The organism is Chryseobacterium populi (assembly GCF_000282115.1).
Classification (GTDB): Bacteria; Bacteroidota; Bacteroidia; order Flavobacteriales; family Weeksellaceae; genus Chryseobacterium; species Chryseobacterium populi.
The window spans coordinates 43,537-61,645 of sequence record NZ_AKJY01000005.1; the positions used below are offsets into that span (position 1 = coordinate 43,537).

The following is an 18,109-nucleotide window of genomic DNA, read 5'->3' on the forward strand; positions in this document are numbered from 1 at the left end:
TTCCCGCGCCGGAGTCTTTATGTGACCTGGTGGCTTCGGGAGCCTCAGCCACCGGCTTTATAGCAGTTTTGTAATCTAGGAAAAAATATATTGTCATACGCCCCCTGGTGGCTGAGGCTTCCGAAGCCACATATCAGCTATATCTATAAAGTCATGAATGTTATTTGTGTTTAAAAAGAAAAATAATTCCTTATTTTTGCAGGGTTATACATGAAAGACTACTATTATTTTCTCGGTATTTCCCAGGATGCTTCAGAAGAAGACATCAAAAAGGCCTATAGAAAACTGTCTTTAAAATACCATCCTGATAAAAATGAAAATGACGATTTTTTTGCAGACCGTTTCCGTGAAATCCAGGAGGCTTATGAGACACTAAGTGATCCGGTCAGAAGACGGGGCTATGACCATAATCTGGAAAGTCACCAGAAAAGTTTCAGGGACAACATTCCTCCGGCAATCAAAACGTTTACATCGAATAAAGTTCATGCGAAAAAAGGAGAAGAAATTATCATTAACTGGCAGACCAGTAATGCAGATATAGTGAAAGTGCTTCCTTTCGGGCTTGAGAAACCTTACGGTGAAAGAATTTTTAAAATTACTGAATTTAAAGACGGGAAATTTCAGCTTTTGCTTCATGCGACCAACTCATTGTTACATAAAACAGTTGTTCAGGGAATTACAATTACAGAGGTTTTTGAAAATGATTCTGAGAAATTTAAGAGTAGTGTGGAAGAATTATTCAAACCACAGCCGCGTACAATCGTCAACCGGAGAGGGTTTCCTAAAATTGTAATGCTGGCCTGGGGTATTCTGATCCTGGCGATTGCAATTTATTTTTTAATAAGAAGCTTTAGCTAATTAAGCCATTTTCTTTCTTCCCGGACACTTTTTGCATCTTTTCCCTTTCTTGAATTTTTTGCAGCAGGATTTTTTTTCACAATACATATCTTCATTATTGAATGCAAGTACGGGAGTTAAAGCAGGAACTTTAAATGGGATAATCATATTCATGATGCAAATATATTAATTTAGAATAAATATAATTAATAAAATTTGAAATAATTTCCAAAGCTGGTTATTAGAAGGTTATCTCTAAGTTTTGAACCGTTTTTTTTTAAATCAGGAATTAAAATAATTTCCAAAAAGTCTCCGGAAAAATCAGGTTTTCAAAATTAATCAGCATTTTCCAATGATTGACCATCAATTTTTTGACTGTTGTACAATCCCTTAAAAAATTGTAATTTTAGCCATCTTTTTTACAAACAAAATCTAATATAAAAAATGAATACAGAACAGTTTGTGAGCCGTCACATTTCCTTAAATGAAGCCGATAAACAGGCGATGTTGGAAAAAGTTGGCGTTTCAAGTATCGAAGAATTAATTTCTCAAACCATCCCTTCTTCTATCCGTTTAGAAAAAGATCTTGATATCTCAGAACCGCTTTCAGAATACGAAATGCTTAATCATTCGAAAGAATTGGCATCGAAGAATACTGACTATACAAGCTATATTGGTTTTGGATATCACAATACACTTTTGCCATCGGCTATTCAGAGGAATATTTTTGAAAACCCGAGTTGGTATACTGCTTATACTCCTTACCAGGCAGAAATTGCACAGGGAAGATTAGAAGCTCTTCTTAATTTCCAGACTGTAGTGTGTGATCTTACAGGTTTTGGTTTGGCGAACGCTTCACTATTAGATGAATCAACGGCTGCTGCTGAAGCCATGCACATGTTCTTCAACAACAGAACAAAAGATCAGAAAAAAGCAAATGCCAATAAATTCTTCGTTTCAGACCTTGTTTTACCTCAGACAGTTTCTGTATTAAAAACAAAAGCTGAAGGTCTGGCGATCGAAATTGTGGAAGGTGATCATAAAACCCATGAGTTTGATGGCTCTTACTATGGAGTTTTATTACAGTATCCTGGTAAAAACGGAATCGTTTTAGATTATACAGAAGATATTACAGAATATAAAAAATTAGATTTACAGGTTGTTGTAGCTTGTGATCCGATGGCCTTGGTTAAATTAAAATCACCTGCTACAATGGGAGCAGACTGTGCGGTAGGAACTTCACAGAGGTTTGGTATTCCATTAGGCTACGGAGGTCCTCACGCAGCATTTTTCTCTTGTAAAGAAGATTATAAAAGAGATATTCCAGGAAGAATCATCGGGGTTTCTCAGGACATGTATGGAAAACGTGCATTGAGAATGGCTTTGCAAACCAGGGAGCAGCATATTAAAAGAGAAAGAGCGACTTCAAACATTTGTACAGCTCAGGTTCTTTTAGCGGTAATGGCTGGGATGTATGCAGTTTATCACGGTCCGAAAGGATTAAATTATATTGCTGATCAGATTCACTTTAAAGCCAATGCTTTAAAAGGAGGTCTTAAAGCTTTAGGATACCAGACGGTTGAAGAACCGATCTTCGATACGGTGAAAATCATCATGAATGAAGATGAAAAAGGGAGACTATCGAGAATGATGCTTGATCATAAACTTAACCTGAATTATTTTACAGAAGGAATTGTAAGCATTGCAATCAATGAAAGTACAACATTGGATAAGTTAAATTATCTGATGGCTTCTTTCGCTCAGTTTAAGGATAAGCAGACTTTTAAATTAGAAATAAAAGAGGGATACAGCATTCCTGAAGAGAATTTAAGAAAAGACGAAATTCTTACAGAAGCAGTATTCAACAAATATCATACGGAAACAGAATTAATGCGTTACATCAAGCGCCTGGAAAGAAAAGATTTATCATTAACTCATTCAATGATTTCTTTGGGTTCCTGTACGATGAAACTGAATGCAGCAACTCAAATGTTACCGCTTTCATGGGATAACTGGGGAAGTATTCACCCGTTTGTGCCGGTTGATCAGGCTGGAGGTTACCAGGAAATGATCCGTGAACTGGAGAAAGATTTAGCTGAAATCACCGGTTTTGCAGGAACTTCTCTTCAACCGAATTCCGGAGCTCAGGGAGAATATGCAGGATTGATGGTGATCAGAGAATATCATATTTCAAGAGGGGAAGGCCACAGAAATGTAGTATTGATTCCTCAGTCTGCTCACGGAACCAATCCTGCATCTGCAGCAATGGCAGGAATGAAAATCGTTGTTGTTAAAAATCTTGAAAACGGAGAAATTGATTTCGAAGATTTAAAAGCAAAAACAGAAGAACATTCGGCTAATTTATCTTGTGTGATGATCACTTATCCGTCAACTTACGGATTCTTTGATGCCAACATTATTGAAATTACAAACTTGATCCACCAACATGGCGGGCAGGTATATATGGATGGTGCAAACATGAACGCTCAGGTAGGATTTACCAGTCCCGGAAACATCGGAGCAGATGTTTGTCACTTAAACCTTCACAAAACTTTTGCGATTCCTCACGGCGGTGGAGGTCCTGGAGTTGGCCCGATCTGTGTGGCTAAACACCTGGTTCCTTTCTTACCTACGAATGCAAACATCAAAATAGGTTCTAAAGATGCTATCGAGGGTATTTCTGCAGCACCTTACGGTTCCGGTTTGATCCTGAACATTTCTTACGCCTATATCAAAATGTTGGGAGCTTCAGGATTGAGAAAAGCTACGGAACATGCAATCTTAAATGCTAATTATTTAAAAGAGGTTCTGGCAGAGCATTTCCCAATTTTATATTCAAACAAAAACGGAAAAGTGGCTCACGAATGTATCGTAGATTTCCGTCAGTTCAAATCATTAGGAATTGAGGTGGCTGATGTGGCGAAAAGACTGATGGATTATGGTTTCCATGCTCCTACGGTTTCTTTCCCGGTTGCCGGAACTTTAATGATTGAACCTACAGAATCTGAAAGTAAAGCGGAAATCGATCGTTTTGCAGAGGCTTTAATCGCAATCAAACAAGAAATTGATGAGATTGCAAACGGTGAAGCTGATGCAGCGAATAATGTGTTGAAAAATGCACCTCATACAGAACAATTGGTGATCTCTGACTCATGGGATAAGCCATACAGCAGAGAAAAGGCTGCTTATCCGTTAGAATGGGTAAGGGACCACAAATTCTTTGCTTCTGTTTCAAGAGTAGATGAAGCTTACGGAGACAGAAACTTAGTATGTACCTGTGAGCCGATTGAAGCTTATATGTAATAGATTTTTTCTAAATAATAAAAAATACCGCTCAATCTGAGCGGTATTTTTGTTTGTTGCATTGTATTTCTACTGTCTTCTCTTCAAAGTATATGCTGCAGCAATAGCTATTCCCATTGTAAGACAGGTGATAATTGAAATCGTTTCAATTGAGGTTTCACTTTTTACTTGTGATGTGTTTTTTTTATCGCATGAAAAAAAGAATAATACTGTCATTAAAAGACAGCCCATTAGTAATTTTTTAATCATAATGTATTTGTTTGGTTATTAAATTTTTATGATCAAAAAGTATACCGAATTTATAGACTATAAATGACGCTGTTTTAATAAGGTTAAAGTTTGGTTTTAACTATCCGTATTCATACATCATTTTTAGTTAGTACTATTTTAAATGATATTTATCTTCAAATTTTTGCAGAAAGTTCCTTTGTTTCAAGCTTTTTAATCAAAGCAGATTTGATTAATGTAAAGGCGTGGTCTTTAGCTTCCGCAAAGGAAATATTGTATTGACGGTCAATAGTTCTTAAATCCTCCGGAAACTTCGATAAAAGGTTGTCGTAGAAGCGGTCTAAAAATTCCTGTGATGGCATTTCGTACTTAATTCTCAGCTGAAAACGTCTCAGTAAAGCCGTATCAATAATTTCGGCATGATTGGTCGCACAAAGCAGTAATGCATTTTCAGGATAATAGTCGATCAGCTGAATCAGTGTATTTACAAGCCTTCTCATTTCACCCACATCCTTATCATCACTGCCTCTCGCTTTCCCGATCTGGTCCAGTTCATCAAGAAAAAGTACAGACCTTTCTCTGGAAGCTTTATCGAAAATCATTTTAATATTTTGCGAAGTTTCCCCAATTCTTGATGAAACGATATTGCTTAAATTCAGAATGATAATATTTTTGCCTAAAGCGTTAGCAATTGCTTTTGCGGTCATTGTTTTTCCACATCCTGAGCTTCCCTGCAGTAAAACCTTATTGTTGACAGGAAGCCCGTATTCCAGCAGTTCTTTGCTGTAAGTCTGCTCTTTGATGAGCTGTACAAACTGTTCTCTGTTAGTTTCAGTAAGGAATACATTATTAAGAGTTATTTCTTCTTTATCCTGGATAATAAGGTTGTACAGATTCATGATCAGAAAACTTTTAGAGGTACAAAGATAAAGCTTTCCTGAAATTTATAACAAAGAAAAGCCGGACTTAAAAGCCCAGCTAAATTATGATATTAAAATTTGTTACGTAATAAAATCAGGTATCTTATGTTTTTGTGCCCTTTTACTCCCAATGAGTAAAAGAGCTGCAGCCTGACAGTATCAGACCGAAAACATAAAACAATACAAATTAGTAAAAGTTCTCTAAGTTTTTAAACCTGATAAGAGTCTTTAATTAATTTCTTTCTCTTCTAACAGTCATGAAATAAGAAGTGAATACTACTGCACATGTTGCGATAAAAGCGTAAGTTACCATTTTTGTTTTATTTTTAATTATTTGATTTTATTTTGATGATTTCTTATTTGCAATATTACAGCTTTCAAATTACATGCCAAAGCAAATAATTATGATGTTTATCAGTGTGTTATGTTGTTTTATTGTTCATTTTTAGTGTCTATTTGTTTACATGAATTTAATATATTATTGAAAATTTTTATGTATTTTTATTGTCTTATCTGTAAAAAAATATGAATCTGATAATTGTTTTAAGCTTTATATTTCAGACTTGATAATACAAATAATAAAGAATGATGTACATAATATTCCACTTAAGTGTGAATCGAAAGGTTTAAATTATACTATAAAGATCCTGAATGTTAAGAAAAATTATTTTTTATTCTAGCCAGTGTGAAATTTGTGTGTACTTTTTTGTCAATATCTATGGCTTAAATGACAGTGAAAATAGGACAGAAAAAATAGGAGACTGCTTAATTTTCCTATTTTTGTCATAAAGTATAAACATATGGGACGCAGTTACCTTTATCTTATTTTAGCGATTGTTTTTGAAATTATTGCTACAACATTCTTGAAAAAATCAGAAGAATTTTCCAGGCTTCTACCTTCAGTAGTAACTGTAATCGGATATTCAGCAGCATTTTATTTCCTGAGCTTAACGCTCCGTCAGATTCCTGTAGGGATTACCTATGCGATATGGTCCGGAGTAGGGATAATATTTATTACGGTTATTGGGATAGTTGCTTTTAAACAGGTTCCTGATCTGCCTGCTATCATAGGAATTGCTTTAATCGTTATCGGTGTTATTGTAATTAACCTGTTCTCAAAAATGGGAGTTCATTAATTATAAATCATTGAAAATATGCATTACTTCGGGTAGTGAAATGAAATGCGGTGCATTGAGATGTTTTAATGAATGTAATTTCTTGTCTTAAAGTTTTTATTACTTAATGGTTTAAGAATTTAATTTTGTTACTTAAAATAACGGAATGCTTATTTTTATGAATGAAATGATCATTAAAAATTAATTGTTTTCCAATGGTAGCTGCTCAATAAGCTCCAGTCTTTTTACAATACTTTCTTTACCCAATATTGTACCCGGTGACAACACCGCATTAGCTCCGATTCTTGAATTATCACCAACCAGCGAACCGAATTTCACACTTCCGGTTCTGACTGCCTTGCCATTAAAAAGGATTGAAATTTCTTTGTTTCTCCTTTCGTTGTAATGATTGGCACATATGGAACCCGCTTCAAAATTAATTCCGTTCCCAATGATGCTGTTTCCGATATAATTGAAATGGGCAACAGCCGTTTCATTAAAAATAATACTCTGTTTTACTTCACTTCCGGGACCTATTTTTACGTTCTTTCCGATATAAACAGGACCTCTCAGATAAGCATTGGCACCAATAACCGTATTTTCTCCGGCAATAATTCTTCCTTTTAAGATTACATTCTGTTCTACGACTGCTGTTTTATGAATAGCAGTATCTCCGGAAATGATATAATCTTCTCCGAGATTACTAAACTTTTCCTGAAGAAAGTCATCCAGATTATTAATGATTTCCCAGGGCTGAAGGCGGGTATTTGAATTGAAAGTGGAAAAATTTTCGATAAAATCGCTGATGTTGATCATGTAATCAGATTAATGTTTAACAAGTGAATACTGAGAACAAATTTAAATATTAATCTGATTAAAATTTTACATTGCTAAATTTTAATAATATCCTGCGTGATTTGCTTTTGTTTCCAATGCTCGGCTCTCTTTTCATACAGAAAGAATTTTCCCAGTTTATATTTGAATTTCAGATATCCACGGAACTCTATTCCGTTGAATAATCTGTGCGGGATATCCGGATTTTCATTCAGGCTTCGCTGAATAGCTTTACTAAATACGGTAGGCCCCGTTGTAGAATGTATATCATGAGGATAACGATGGGTCTTTATATTATCGAGCATCAGCTCTAAAGTTTTTTTCAGAAAAGGATGGTTTTTATTAAAGATCAACCCCCATTGCACAAATAAATCAGGATGCCTTTCTTTACTGATCACAGCTTCATCATCTTCTTTTATCAGATTTTTTAGCGGTTTTGTTATTGCGCTGTCAACATCCAGATAGATTCCGCCTTTTTTATATAAAATAGCATATCTGAAAAAGTCAGCTTTTGCAGCACCAATCGTTAATCTGTTATAGTTTTCTATATATTCCGGTGGAAATTCTTCGGTGATAAACTTTTGTATATCGTGGTCGTCATAAAAATGATAACGATATTCAGGGTTTTTTCTTTTCATATTCCAGATGTGAAGTTTTGTAAGCCAGGGAAGCTTTTTGGACTTAAAAGTTTGAAATATTTGTTTTGGTATGGCCATATTTAACAAGTTAAAGAAGCACAGGTAATATATGATTCACTCAACAGTAATGTAGTGAATGAATAACAGGTTCTGCGCGAGAAAATTCAATACGTGGTAATTGTTTATAGATAAATTTTTTTTAAAAAAGTTAAATATTACCTTAAAAAAAAATTAAAATTATTTTGATGTATGCGCTCGAAAAAAGGGCAAGTGTATTATAATTATGTAGTTATAATTAATATTTTTCTTAACCGGGATTACTTTTAAGGCATTAAAATCATTTTGATCTCGGCTTTCCAAAAGGGTTGTAGGAAATCCCGATATTGAAATAGAAAGAAGGTTTTGGAGTAGCTTCAAAAATATAATCTTTAAAAGATTCCTCTTTATCAAATATTCTTGCTTTCGGCATAAACCTTAATCCGGTTTTCAGGGTCCCAATAAAATTAGAACCTAAATTATGTTCATAAATAGCTCCCGAATTGATGGCCAGCTGTCTGAATTCATATGTTTTATCTGAATTATAAAGATAAAAAGAAGTATTATTCATTTCCGAACCTAAAGAGATCCGTCCGTTTGAGAAAATATTTTTTCTCATCAGGAGCTTTTGAGGCAGGATAATATCAGCAGTCCAGCCGTTATCAAATTTATGTTCATAAGTGAAAACGGGAAGTACGGGAATTTGTGCACTCCGATCGATCAGAACAGCTAACCCTACAGACATTTTAGTTTTAGCATTCGCCTTTAAAATGATATTTCCGGTTGCCATTCCCCGGACTCTTTCAAAATGCTGGTCACTTCCATCTACTGAAGCTGTTGCTGAATATACAGCGATCTTATTAAATAATTTTGAAAAATGAGTAAAAGTTAATGCTTCGGAATGATAATGGAAATTTCCCTTATTGCTGCTTTCCCCGGAAAATAGAGAGGTCGGATTTTCAGTCTCTATGGAAGTGAAACGGTAATTTAAAGCTGTACTTAGTATCCATTTTCTGTTTTTAATAAAATAGATATTGGCATTGGCATTGACCTGGCTGAAATTTTTGACTTTATTATCAGGAAGATCCATCCCCTGAAAGGCTGAAGAATACTTATAAGGCGTAAGCTGGATGTATTCGATGTTAAGATCTCGGGTTTGCGGAAATTTATCGGTAACGAAAGCAACTACTTTATGTGGAATACTGTCTTTTTTCTGTGCCGACACTATATTTTTAAACGGAAGCATGGCCAGCGGAACAAGGGCTTTTCTGATGATTTTCATAAATTATTTAAGGGTACTGATTACAGATTGGAAAAAATTGAACAGGAATATTTTATCATAAAAAACTTCGATACGGTTTTCTATGATAAAATCAGTGTGACGGTTGGAATCACGGACCATTTCTTCTTCTACAAAAACAAACCAGAGCTCCTGTAAGCGGTGCTGTTTTTTAAATTCTTCACACGCGTTTAAATCCAAAGGCATTGAATGCTTAAGATCATAAAAGAAAATCCCTTTTTTAATACCATTATCTTCAACAATATTAACGGAATGATGGAGGTAGTCAAAGATTTTTATTTTCGAATTATAGCATTCAACAAAATGATGCAGATCGATAAGCTGAATTACTTTTTCTTCCTGTTGGGAATCAGTCATAAAAAAACATTCCAAAGTTATCTTTTCAGTTAATTCTTGAAAAACAGCTAGGTCCATAGATGATAAATTAAACAGGACAAAGGAATAGAGAATTCCGTCTTATATTTATTTTTTTATACAAAACGGATGATATTTTATACAAAATTCAGGGCCGGAAATTTTTGTATAATAAATTCCTGTTTTTGTATAATATTATGCATGTTACTTTCGTTATTACTTATTTTTGTGTTTCTTTAGAACCTGATTCAAACCATATGAAGTGTACCCCCCAGGAGTTGAAAAATGCATTAGTTATTGATTTTCTTGTAGAAGATCAATACCGGATTCTGCGCCATGTGGTATTTCTCATTTTCTTTTTTCTGATGTTGTTTTTTACGAGCTTCTGGAACTGGTATGTAGGGATTTATAAATACTATGTTCTGTTCTTTGTATATACTTCACTCATCATAATGGTATATGTTAATACCTATATATTAGTGCCTTTGTACTTTTTTAAAACCCGTTATACTACGTATTTTATTTTACTGGCTTTAATGGGGGCTGTCGGGTTGAATGTAATAGGCTATTGCTTTGATCACTATTTTTCAGACTATAAGGTAGAAGCTATGAAGAGGCTTGACCGTAAGGGTGGAATGTATGAGGGCTTTATGATGTGTATCTCGATTATTCTGATCAGTACGACCGTAAAACTCCTCCAGAAATGGACGCGGGATAATAAAAAGATTGTTGAACTCAGCAACCTTACTTTGAGTATGGAGCTTAATGAACTGCGTAATCAGATCAATCCCCATTTTTTATTTAATATGCTGAATAATGTAAAAGCATTGATAAGAACTGATCCTGAAAAGGCATCAGCAGTTATTATTAAATTATCCGAATTTTTAAGGTACCAGCTCTACGAAAATGGTGAAGAGAAAACATTGTTGTCTTTAGAGATTGAATTTCTATCCAATTTTCTTAATCTTGAAAAAATAAGGCGGGAAAATTTCTCTTTTGAGATTGAAAGTAAAACCGATAAACGAATCCTTAACAGGACTTTTATTCCACCCAATTTATTCACCACTTTCGTAGAAAATGCGGTGAAGCACAGTGTAGATATGAGCGACAAAGAATCCAGTGTGAAAATAAATATTGAAATACAAAATCAGAAGCTGTATTTCGTATGCCGGAATTCCCGTGACCCGGATTATCCTGCTTCAGATGAGCATTACAGCGGGCTGGGGCTGGCCAATATCAAAAGAAGATTGGAACTTCTGTATGATGATACCCATAATCTGGAGATCATATCCACAGAAAAAGAATATACCATTGATTTAATTATTCCTGTATGAATTGTATAATAGTAGATGATGAGCCATTGGCAAGAGCAGAAATGCGCTCGCTGATTAATGAAGTTTCAAAGATTGAAGTTTTGGGAGAATTTTCCAACGCCCCTTCAGCACTGGATTTTTTTAGGACCAATAAAGTTGACCTTATTTTCCTGGATATTGAGATGCCTTTGGTGACCGGATTGGAGTTTGCAGAAATGCTGCCGAAAAGCACCCTGATTATTTTCACAACGGCCTATTCACAATATGCCCTGAAAAGTTACGAACTGGATGCGATAGATTATCTGTTGAAGCCTATTGATAAGCAAAGACTGGAAAAGTCTATTGAAAAAGCAGAGCTCTATACTGAGCTGTTATCAAAAGACACCGTAAAAAATACCGTTGAATCCAATACATCTGAATTTTTATTCATCAAAGCAGAAAGACGATTTTATAAAATCAATTTTTCAGAAATAAAGTTTATAGAAGGACTGAAAGATTATGTGGTCATTCATACCCAAAATCAAAAGCTGATCACGGCAATGAATCTGAAAACAATTCATCAGAAAATTTTATCAGATTCCTTTTTAAGGGTAAGCAAATCCTATGTCGTAAATATCGATTATATCGATTCGTTCGACAGCCATAATATTTATATCGGTGACTCGGAAGTTCCGTTGGGGGAAGTTTATAAATCCGATTTTTTTGCAAAATATGCGAACGGATTTCTTAATACTGATCTGTAAATTTTCAGAAAATAAGATTTCACGGTTTCTTTTGTCCGACAAACCTTATTACTGAGCCGGTTCCGTTATGGAACAGGCCTTCCTGAAGATCTATTTCGGTTTCTGCCAGTTCTATCATACCCAGGAAAATCGGATCTGATTTCATCAGTTGAGAATAGCGATTCAATGTCTTTAGGGCCACCTACCTTTTCATTCTTTAAAACATAGTCAAGATGGCTCTTACTGAAGGCTTCAAAGATTATAAGGCCTCCTTTTCGTAAATATTGATCCGGAATTGTATGAATGGATGATTTAATATCGGCAGGGAAGTGGGCATAAATAAGTGCAATAGCATCAAACTGCCCGTCCTGGAAATCTAAAGACTGCAATTCGCCTACCTGGTAATCGACCCTTACATTGTTGCTTTCTGCCAGCTGTAATGCTTTGTTTTTCCCTTCAAAGCTGATATCAAATGCAGACACTTTCCATCCGAGTTGAGCAGCAAAACGGCATTGCGTCCTTCACCTTCAGCAGGAAAAAGGATCGTGCCAGGATTGAGTTTTTTCAGCTGGTTTTTCAAATAATTATTAGGTTCTGTACCATAGGCAAACCCTTTATTGCTGTATCTTTCATCCCATCGGCTAAGCCAGGTTTTATCAGTCATTATATCCTTTTAACTTATTATAAATGTAAAACACTTTCTTGTTTAAAAAACATGATTTTTAATATAATTTCTGATCTTTTTCCAAGTCCCCGGTCTGTTTCTTAATAAGTTTTGTCCCCATTTCGGGCAGTATGGACCAACCAATGGTTTTTCAATACAAAATCCCTCTTCCAATCCAGAAAATCAAAGCTGTAGTTTCTGGCTTCAACGATCAGTTCTTTCCATTTTTTTGACGGCAGATTTTCAACAATACTTTCAGGCTGTACTTCGATTCTGAAGAATACTTCATTTTTAATGATATTCCTGACGCTGGAAAAGATATCCTGGTTCATCAGGGCATCACAAACCATCATTCCCGGTTTGGCCTTTAATTTCTTTTCTGCATTTCCAGGACTCCAGCTATCACTCAGTACATCGGCTTTCCAGTTGATTGTCGCTAAAAATTCCGGTTCAACTGCTTTTACAGAACAGGTATAAAAGTACATTACCCCTTTTTCGAAATTGCAGTGCCAACCTGAGGCTTTTGTCTGGTTTTGTCTGCTCATCAACACTGTAAGAGCCGAACATCAATAAATGAATTCTGATGCAGATATCATTAAAAACGAGATAAGTCTGTTTCCCGAAAGTGTGGATTTCAAGAAGTGTTTTGCCTTTTAACGGGGTTTTATCGAATTTCGCATTTCCGTTGGCATCAATTACTTTACGGCCCACAAATGGTTGCAGGTTTTCTTTCATGAATAATATGGAAGGGCCTTCCGGCATCGCTTTATTTTTCTATAAAAGTTCAAATAGTATTCCGTAAAAGTAAAATTTGAAGTAATTTTGGCGAATGATGAATTTAAACCGGATTTTCACCAGTCAGCGTACAGGAAATAACCCCAATACTATAGCATCAAGAACTGATTTTCAGAGAGATTTTGACAGGATCATCTTCTCTTCGGCTTTCAGGAGGCTGCAGAATAAAACACAGGTTTTTCCTCTTCCCGGAAGTGTTTTTGTGCACAACCGTCTGACGCATTCATTGGAGGTTTCATCAGTTGGAAGGAGTTTGGGCAGTGTGATTGGAGAATTTATTTCCGAAACTTTTAAAAGTGACCTTACAGAAGATTCCAAGAGTTTTTACCTTCATAATTTGGGAAATGTAATCGCTGCAGCATGCTTATGCCATGATGTTGGCAACCCTGCATTCGGACATTCGGGAGAAGATGCTATTGCCAGCTATTTTGAAAAGAATGAACGCGACCTGAAGCCCAAATTTTCCAAAAAAGAATGGGCAGATCTTGTTAATTTTGAAGGAAATGCCAATGCAATAAGGGTATTGACTCATCAGCAACAGGGTAAAGACCAGGGCGGGATTCAGCTTACATTCAGTACACTGGCAAGTATAGCCAAATATCCTTGTGAAGCCATTGCTAAGGAAAAAGGAATTATTCACAGAAAGAAATTCGGTTTTTTTCAGAACGAAAAAGAAATCTTTTTAGAAATCGCAAAAGCGACCCAGTTAATTTCCGAAAGTGAAGAACCTTATATTTTTAAAAGACATCCGTTTGTATGGCTGGTAGAAGCGGCCGACGATATCTGCTATAACATTATTGATATGGAAGATGCTCACAGACTGGGTATTGTATCAACGGCGGACTGTAAAAATCTTTTTTTTGAACTGGTAAAATCTGAGACCGATGATGTAGACCGGGTGAAAAGAAAACTGGATTCCATTGGTAATGATAATGAAAAAATATCCTATCTAAGAGCCAAGGTAATCAATGCCCTGATCAATAAGTCGATTGAGCTGTACAAGCAGAATTTCACAACAATTCTTGAAGGAAATTTAGATAAGGCCCTTTTGGATATTTATAAATCAGATAACAAAACATTACAGGATATTGAAAGTTTTTCCATTGAGAAAATTTATAACCATAAAGCTGTCGTAGAGATTGAAAATGCCGGATATAATGTAATGTACGAATTGCTGGATCATTTTATTCCTTCTATTCTGAAGTCTAAAGAAGAAAGGAAGTCTTATGATAAAATGGCCTTGAAACTGCTTCCCAACCAGTTTGTATATGAAACCGGATCAGAATATCAGAAAGTACTGGGTGTGATTGATTTTGTTTCCGGAATGACAGATAACTATGCCACTGATCTTTACAGAAAAATTAAGGGAATTGATATTGGAATGACAATGTAATTTTAATGAAATTACAGTATAAAAATTAACAAACTCGTATCTTACTACGACTAATCAAATAAAATTTTTATACTATGACATACTTGGGCATTATTGTTTTCATCGGGCTCGTTACCTTATTTGCTTCTTTTTTTACGGTAAAACAGGAAACTGCAGCTATTGTGGAACGTTTAGGGAAGTTTCATTCTGTACGCCATGCAGGTTTACAGCTTAAGATCCCTTATCTCGACAGGATTTCCAAAAGAATGAATCTCAGAATTCAACAGCTTGATGTAATGATCGATACGAAAACACTGGATAATGTTTTCGTGAAAATGAAAATTTCCGTGCAGTTCCAGGTGATCAGAACCCAGGTTGCTGATGCTTTCTATCGTCTGGAAAGTCCGCATGACCAGATTACATCCTATGTTTTTGACGTTGTGAGAGCTGAGGTTCCGAAGCTGAAACTGGATGATGTTTTCTTAAAAAAAGATGATATTGCCATTGCCGTAAAAGCAGAACTCCAGGAGGCGATGCAAAGTTACGGATATGATATTATTAAAGCACTGGTAACGGATATTGACCCCGATGAGCAGGTAAAACATGCGATGAACAGAATCAATGCAGCCGAAAGAGAAAAAACCGCAGCAGAATATGAATCTGAAGCTCAGAGAATCAGGATTGTTGCAGTAGCAAAAGCGGAAGCAGAATCTAAAAAACTTCAGGGACAGGGGATTGCAGACCAGAGAAGAGAAATTGCAAAAGGTCTTGAAGAATCCGTAAGAATGCTGAACAATGTAGATATCAATTCTCACGAAGCATCAGCCCTGATTGTTGTTACCCAGCATTACGATACTTTACATTCGGTAGGAGCAAGCAGCAGAAGCAACCTTGTTTTATTACCTAATTCCCCGACTGCAGCTAGCGGAATGCTGAATGATTTAGTGGTAGCAATGACTGCCGCCAACACCGTAGGAGAGGCGACCAAAGGAAAATACCCGCCACCGGCAAAAGATTATGAACATTAAAATTTCAATAAACAAAACCTTCCGGTCGGAAGGTTTTGCTTTGTATATGGGCTCCCTTATTTTTTTGTTTTTGAAACCTGTTTTACCAAGGTATACTTAATGGAAGAACCATCAGCAAGCGGGTTTTCGATTTTTTCAGTTTTTACTTTTAAAACGTATTCATAGCCGGGTTCATACGTGAAGCCTTCAATATTGCTGTAAAAATTAGCCCAGTTTCCAGAAGGATTTTCTTTTACCTGAAGACATTTCATTGGAGCCACTCCTGTGCAGTCTGCCGTTTGAGGTCCTACAATGAAGGTTTTTTCATCATCCCTGGAAGCGGATGCCGAAGTTGTACATTGTGTAAATGCTAAAAATGCGACAACCGGAATAATTCCCTTTAGAATTGCTGTAATACTTTTCATAAGTTTGATTTTAATCTTAGGCGACAATTACCATGCCGCGATTTATAAAAATCATCGTTGTTCTACTCTTGTTTTTTACTTTTTAATTCTTTAATTTCAACCCCCTTAAGTATTTACACCAAATAACATAAATCATAATATTATAATATGGAAAATCCAATTCAAATTGAAAATTACAAAATTCAAAAGCCTGAAATATGGGCGACACATGTTGATGATCAGCAGCTTATTGAAAAAATAAAAGAATCCGATTTTTCCAAAAAGCAGATGAGTGAAGGAAGGGATTATTGTTATTTTCTTGATAAAATCTACTATACCAGCAACAAGGAAAATAATGAATATGTGTGTATGGCTTATACTCTGAATGAGCCGTCCAATTTAGAGCGGGCTTCTGTAATGGATGTTGTTGTGGAAGAAAATGAAGTATATCATATTCACAGGATCAGTGTTTTAAGAGAAGGTGTTTTAATTGATAAAATTCCGGATACAAAAATCAAGGTTTTAGACAGTGAAAACCAAAGCAGTGGCGGAATCCTGAGCAGTAATAAAAAGATCAACATTACCATCAAAGATTTAAGGCTGTATGACGTTTTGATCCTTGAAGATTCCCGGATAAAAGCTTTTACGGACCGTGATTTTCTAAGGAAGGAATTCTCTAAATACGTATGGGTAAGTCCGGATAATTATTGGGCATATGGTAATTTTAAATTTACGTTTGTGAATGACCGCGAAGAACCGGTAACCTATAAAAAAACATTTTTCAGGGATGGGCAGGGAAATGTCCTTGAGCCTGAGGTGAATTATTTAAAAAAAGGAGAGCGGTTTGTAATTGAAGAAGAAGACTATATCAATCCTGTGGATGCAAGCCGCGAAATATTCCCTTTTATAGATTTTGCCACAGAAAGCAACTGGACAGATTTATCCAATTACATCGCACCGATGTATGAAGAAATTTACAGTAAAACAAGCTTACAGGAATATGCCCCGAATCTGGTTCAGAAGCTGGATGCAATTACTGATCAGGATGAAAAACTTCAGTTTGCCATTGAATATGTACAGAATAATATCTACTATATTTTCAATGCAGATGAAATGAACGGCCATAAGCCGCAGGAACCGGCAGTGACCTATGAAAATAAACAGGGAGACTGCAAAGCAAAAAGTGTTTTATTAAAAGTTATCTTAGATTATATTGGTATAAATGCTTCTGTAGTGTTGGTGAATTTCCATACCGATTTTTATATCAAATATTATCTTCCGTCTTTACTTACATTTAATCATGTGATTGTAAAGATAGATTATAAAGGGGAAGAATATTTTATAGATGCCACCATTCGTGATGAATTCGGATTGATTGAAAACAGAGGTGCTACTTATTTTATGCATTACCTGGAAGTAAAACGTGACCAGGAATTAAAAGAAAGAAAAGCATTTAGATTCCCTTATTATTGTATTGATGAAAAGGTAGACTTCAATGCCCAGAATACCACCGGGAAATTAAAACTGTCAACAACCTACAGAGGAAACCGGGCCAATGCCATGAGAAGGTACTTTAAAAATACCAACAAAAGAGAAATCGTTGACAGCTGGAATAATTTCCTGTTTTATAGTTTAAATTATTCTAACGACAGAAACGGAACCGATGTCAGGAATATCTTCAAAGACGCTTCCATCGATATTGTAAGCGATGATAAAAAACTGAATGAATTTAAAATCCAATACACAGCAACCATTGAAAATCCATATTATACTGATCAGCAGAAAAACCGTTTCCTGATGTATTTTGACCGGAATGTCGTAAAGGCAAGCGCCAGGGATTTTATGCACAAAGATTTACCTTTCTGGCATAATTTTGACAGTGAAAAATATGAAATCAATCTATATACCGATCAGAAAATAGATGCGGAAGAAAAGTATACAGTACAGGAAAGTACCATCAATAATCCGTATTTTGATTTTACAAGCCGCAAGAAGGTCTCAAAAAACGGAGCAACAGTATATATTGACTATAAACCTCTGGTGAATCTGGAAATTCCTCAGAATGATTTTGAAACTTTCAGAACGGCGCATCATACCGTGGCAGACAGTAATTTCGGTTTAGGAATTGATATTATTGAACCGGGATTAATGAACCGGCTTAAATTCAGTTTTAAAAAGAAATTTAAATAATTGAAGTCAAAGGTTTAAAGTTTAGGGTTCAATGTTTAAAGATTGAGTTTCGGCGGGGTTTGCGAAGCAAACCCCGC

At 35.6% G+C, this 18,109-nt stretch carries 16 protein-coding genes and 1 pseudogene; 8 read left to right on the forward strand and 9 right to left on the reverse strand.

Going from position 1 to position 18,109, the window contains the following annotated elements:
• Window positions 1-210 precede the first annotated feature (210 nt).
• Together PMI13_RS02325 and gcvP are read left to right on the forward strand one after the other, a co-directional pair.
• Entirely contained in the window at window positions 211-858 is a 648-nt protein-coding gene (locus tag PMI13_RS02325; protein ID WP_007840279.1) for a J domain-containing protein, read from the forward strand.
• 423 nt (window positions 859-1,281) lie between these two features.
• Entirely contained in the window at window positions 1,282-4,140 is a 2,859-nt protein-coding gene (gene gcvP, locus PMI13_RS02330; protein WP_007840281.1) for an aminomethyl-transferring glycine dehydrogenase, read from the forward strand.
• Between the two features lie 404 nt (window positions 4,141-4,544).
• Here the strand turns inward: gcvP and PMI13_RS02340 are convergent, their stop codons facing one another.
• Window positions 4,545-5,267, reverse strand: a complete 723-nt coding sequence (locus PMI13_RS02340; protein WP_007840283.1) for an AAA family ATPase — start codon at window positions 5,265-5,267, stop codon at window positions 4,545-4,547.
• 821 nt (window positions 5,268-6,088) lie between these two features.
• Here PMI13_RS02340 and PMI13_RS02345 point away from each other — a divergent pair.
• Entirely contained in the window at window positions 6,089-6,424 is a 336-nt protein-coding gene (locus PMI13_RS02345) for a DMT family transporter (RefSeq protein ID WP_007840285.1), read from the forward strand.
• 180 nt (window positions 6,425-6,604) lie between these two features.
• On the opposite strand, the gene PMI13_RS02350 is transcribed toward PMI13_RS02345, so the two are convergent.
• The 4 genes from PMI13_RS02350 to PMI13_RS02365 form a co-directional block, all read right to left on the reverse strand.
• Window positions 6,605-7,219, reverse strand: coding sequence for a DapH/DapD/GlmU-related protein (locus PMI13_RS02350; protein WP_007840292.1), 615 nt, complete (start codon window positions 7,217-7,219; stop codon window positions 6,605-6,607).
• Window positions 7,220-7,293: 74 nt separating this feature from the next.
• The gene (locus PMI13_RS02355) at window positions 7,294-7,953 is read right to left on the reverse strand and encodes a glycosyltransferase family 32 protein (protein ID WP_007840294.1); all 660 of its coding nucleotides are present in this window, start codon (window positions 7,951-7,953) and stop codon (window positions 7,294-7,296) included.
• A gap of 259 nt (window positions 7,954-8,212) precedes the next feature.
• Window positions 8,213-9,193, reverse strand: a complete 981-nt coding sequence (locus PMI13_RS02360) for a DUF6268 family outer membrane beta-barrel protein (protein WP_007840296.1) — start codon at window positions 9,191-9,193, stop codon at window positions 8,213-8,215.
• Between the two features lie 3 nt (window positions 9,194-9,196).
• Window positions 9,197-9,568, reverse strand: coding sequence for a hypothetical protein (locus PMI13_RS02365; RefSeq protein WP_238536265.1), 372 nt, complete (start codon window positions 9,566-9,568; stop codon window positions 9,197-9,199).
• A gap of 254 nt (window positions 9,569-9,822) precedes the next feature.
• On the opposite strand from PMI13_RS02365, the gene PMI13_RS02370 reads away from it, so the two are divergent.
• Window positions 9,823-10,899 carry a sensor histidine kinase gene (locus tag PMI13_RS02370; protein ID WP_034670917.1) on the forward strand — a complete coding sequence of 359 codons (1,077 nt, stop codon included), beginning with the start codon at window positions 9,823-9,825 and terminating at the stop codon, window positions 10,897-10,899.
• Window positions 10,896-11,621 (forward strand): LytR/AlgR family response regulator transcription factor, encoded by a 726-nt coding sequence (locus PMI13_RS02375; RefSeq protein ID WP_007840301.1) that lies wholly within the window; start codon window positions 10,896-10,898, stop codon window positions 11,619-11,621. The genes PMI13_RS02370 and PMI13_RS02375 overlap by 4 nt, the downstream gene beginning before the upstream one ends.
• A gap of 19 nt (window positions 11,622-11,640) precedes the next feature.
• On the opposite strand, the pseudogene PMI13_RS02380 reads toward PMI13_RS02375, so the two are convergent.
• The 3 genes and pseudogenes from PMI13_RS02380 to PMI13_RS21475 form a co-directional block, all read right to left on the reverse strand.
• Window positions 11,641-12,264: pseudogene (locus PMI13_RS02380) on the reverse strand (class I SAM-dependent methyltransferase).
• 101 nt (window positions 12,265-12,365) lie between these two features.
• Window positions 12,366-12,749, reverse strand: a complete 384-nt coding sequence (locus PMI13_RS21470; protein WP_007840305.1) for a formamidopyrimidine-DNA glycosylase — start codon at window positions 12,747-12,749, stop codon at window positions 12,366-12,368.
• Window positions 12,715-13,026, reverse strand: a complete 312-nt coding sequence (locus PMI13_RS21475) for a DNA-formamidopyrimidine glycosylase family protein (RefSeq protein WP_007840307.1) — start codon at window positions 13,024-13,026, stop codon at window positions 12,715-12,717. Before PMI13_RS21475 ends, PMI13_RS21470 begins: the two co-directional genes overlap by 35 nt.
• Before the next feature lie 70 nt (window positions 13,027-13,096).
• On the opposite strand from PMI13_RS21475, the gene PMI13_RS02390 reads away from it, so the two are divergent.
• A complete protein-coding gene (locus PMI13_RS02390; RefSeq protein WP_007840309.1) occupies window positions 13,097-14,452 on the forward strand; it encodes a deoxyguanosinetriphosphate triphosphohydrolase in 1,356 nt (451 codons plus the stop codon).
• A 74-nt stretch (window positions 14,453-14,526) separates the two neighbouring features.
• A complete protein-coding gene (locus PMI13_RS02395) occupies window positions 14,527-15,459 on the forward strand; it encodes an SPFH domain-containing protein (RefSeq protein ID WP_007840311.1) in 933 nt (310 codons plus the stop codon).
• Between the two features lie 56 nt (window positions 15,460-15,515).
• Here the strand turns inward: PMI13_RS02395 and PMI13_RS02400 are convergent, their stop codons facing one another.
• Window positions 15,516-15,863: a DUF4377 domain-containing protein gene (locus PMI13_RS02400; protein ID WP_007840313.1), complete on the reverse strand. Its 348-nt coding sequence runs from the start codon at window positions 15,861-15,863 to the stop codon at window positions 15,516-15,518.
• Window positions 15,864-16,010: 147 nt separating this feature from the next.
• On the opposite strand from PMI13_RS02400, the gene PMI13_RS02405 reads away from it, so the two are divergent.
• Complete coding sequence (locus PMI13_RS02405) at window positions 16,011-18,032, forward strand: hypothetical protein (RefSeq protein ID WP_007840315.1); 2,022 nt, start codon at window positions 16,011-16,013, stop codon at window positions 18,030-18,032.
• Window positions 18,033-18,109 lie beyond the last annotated feature (77 nt).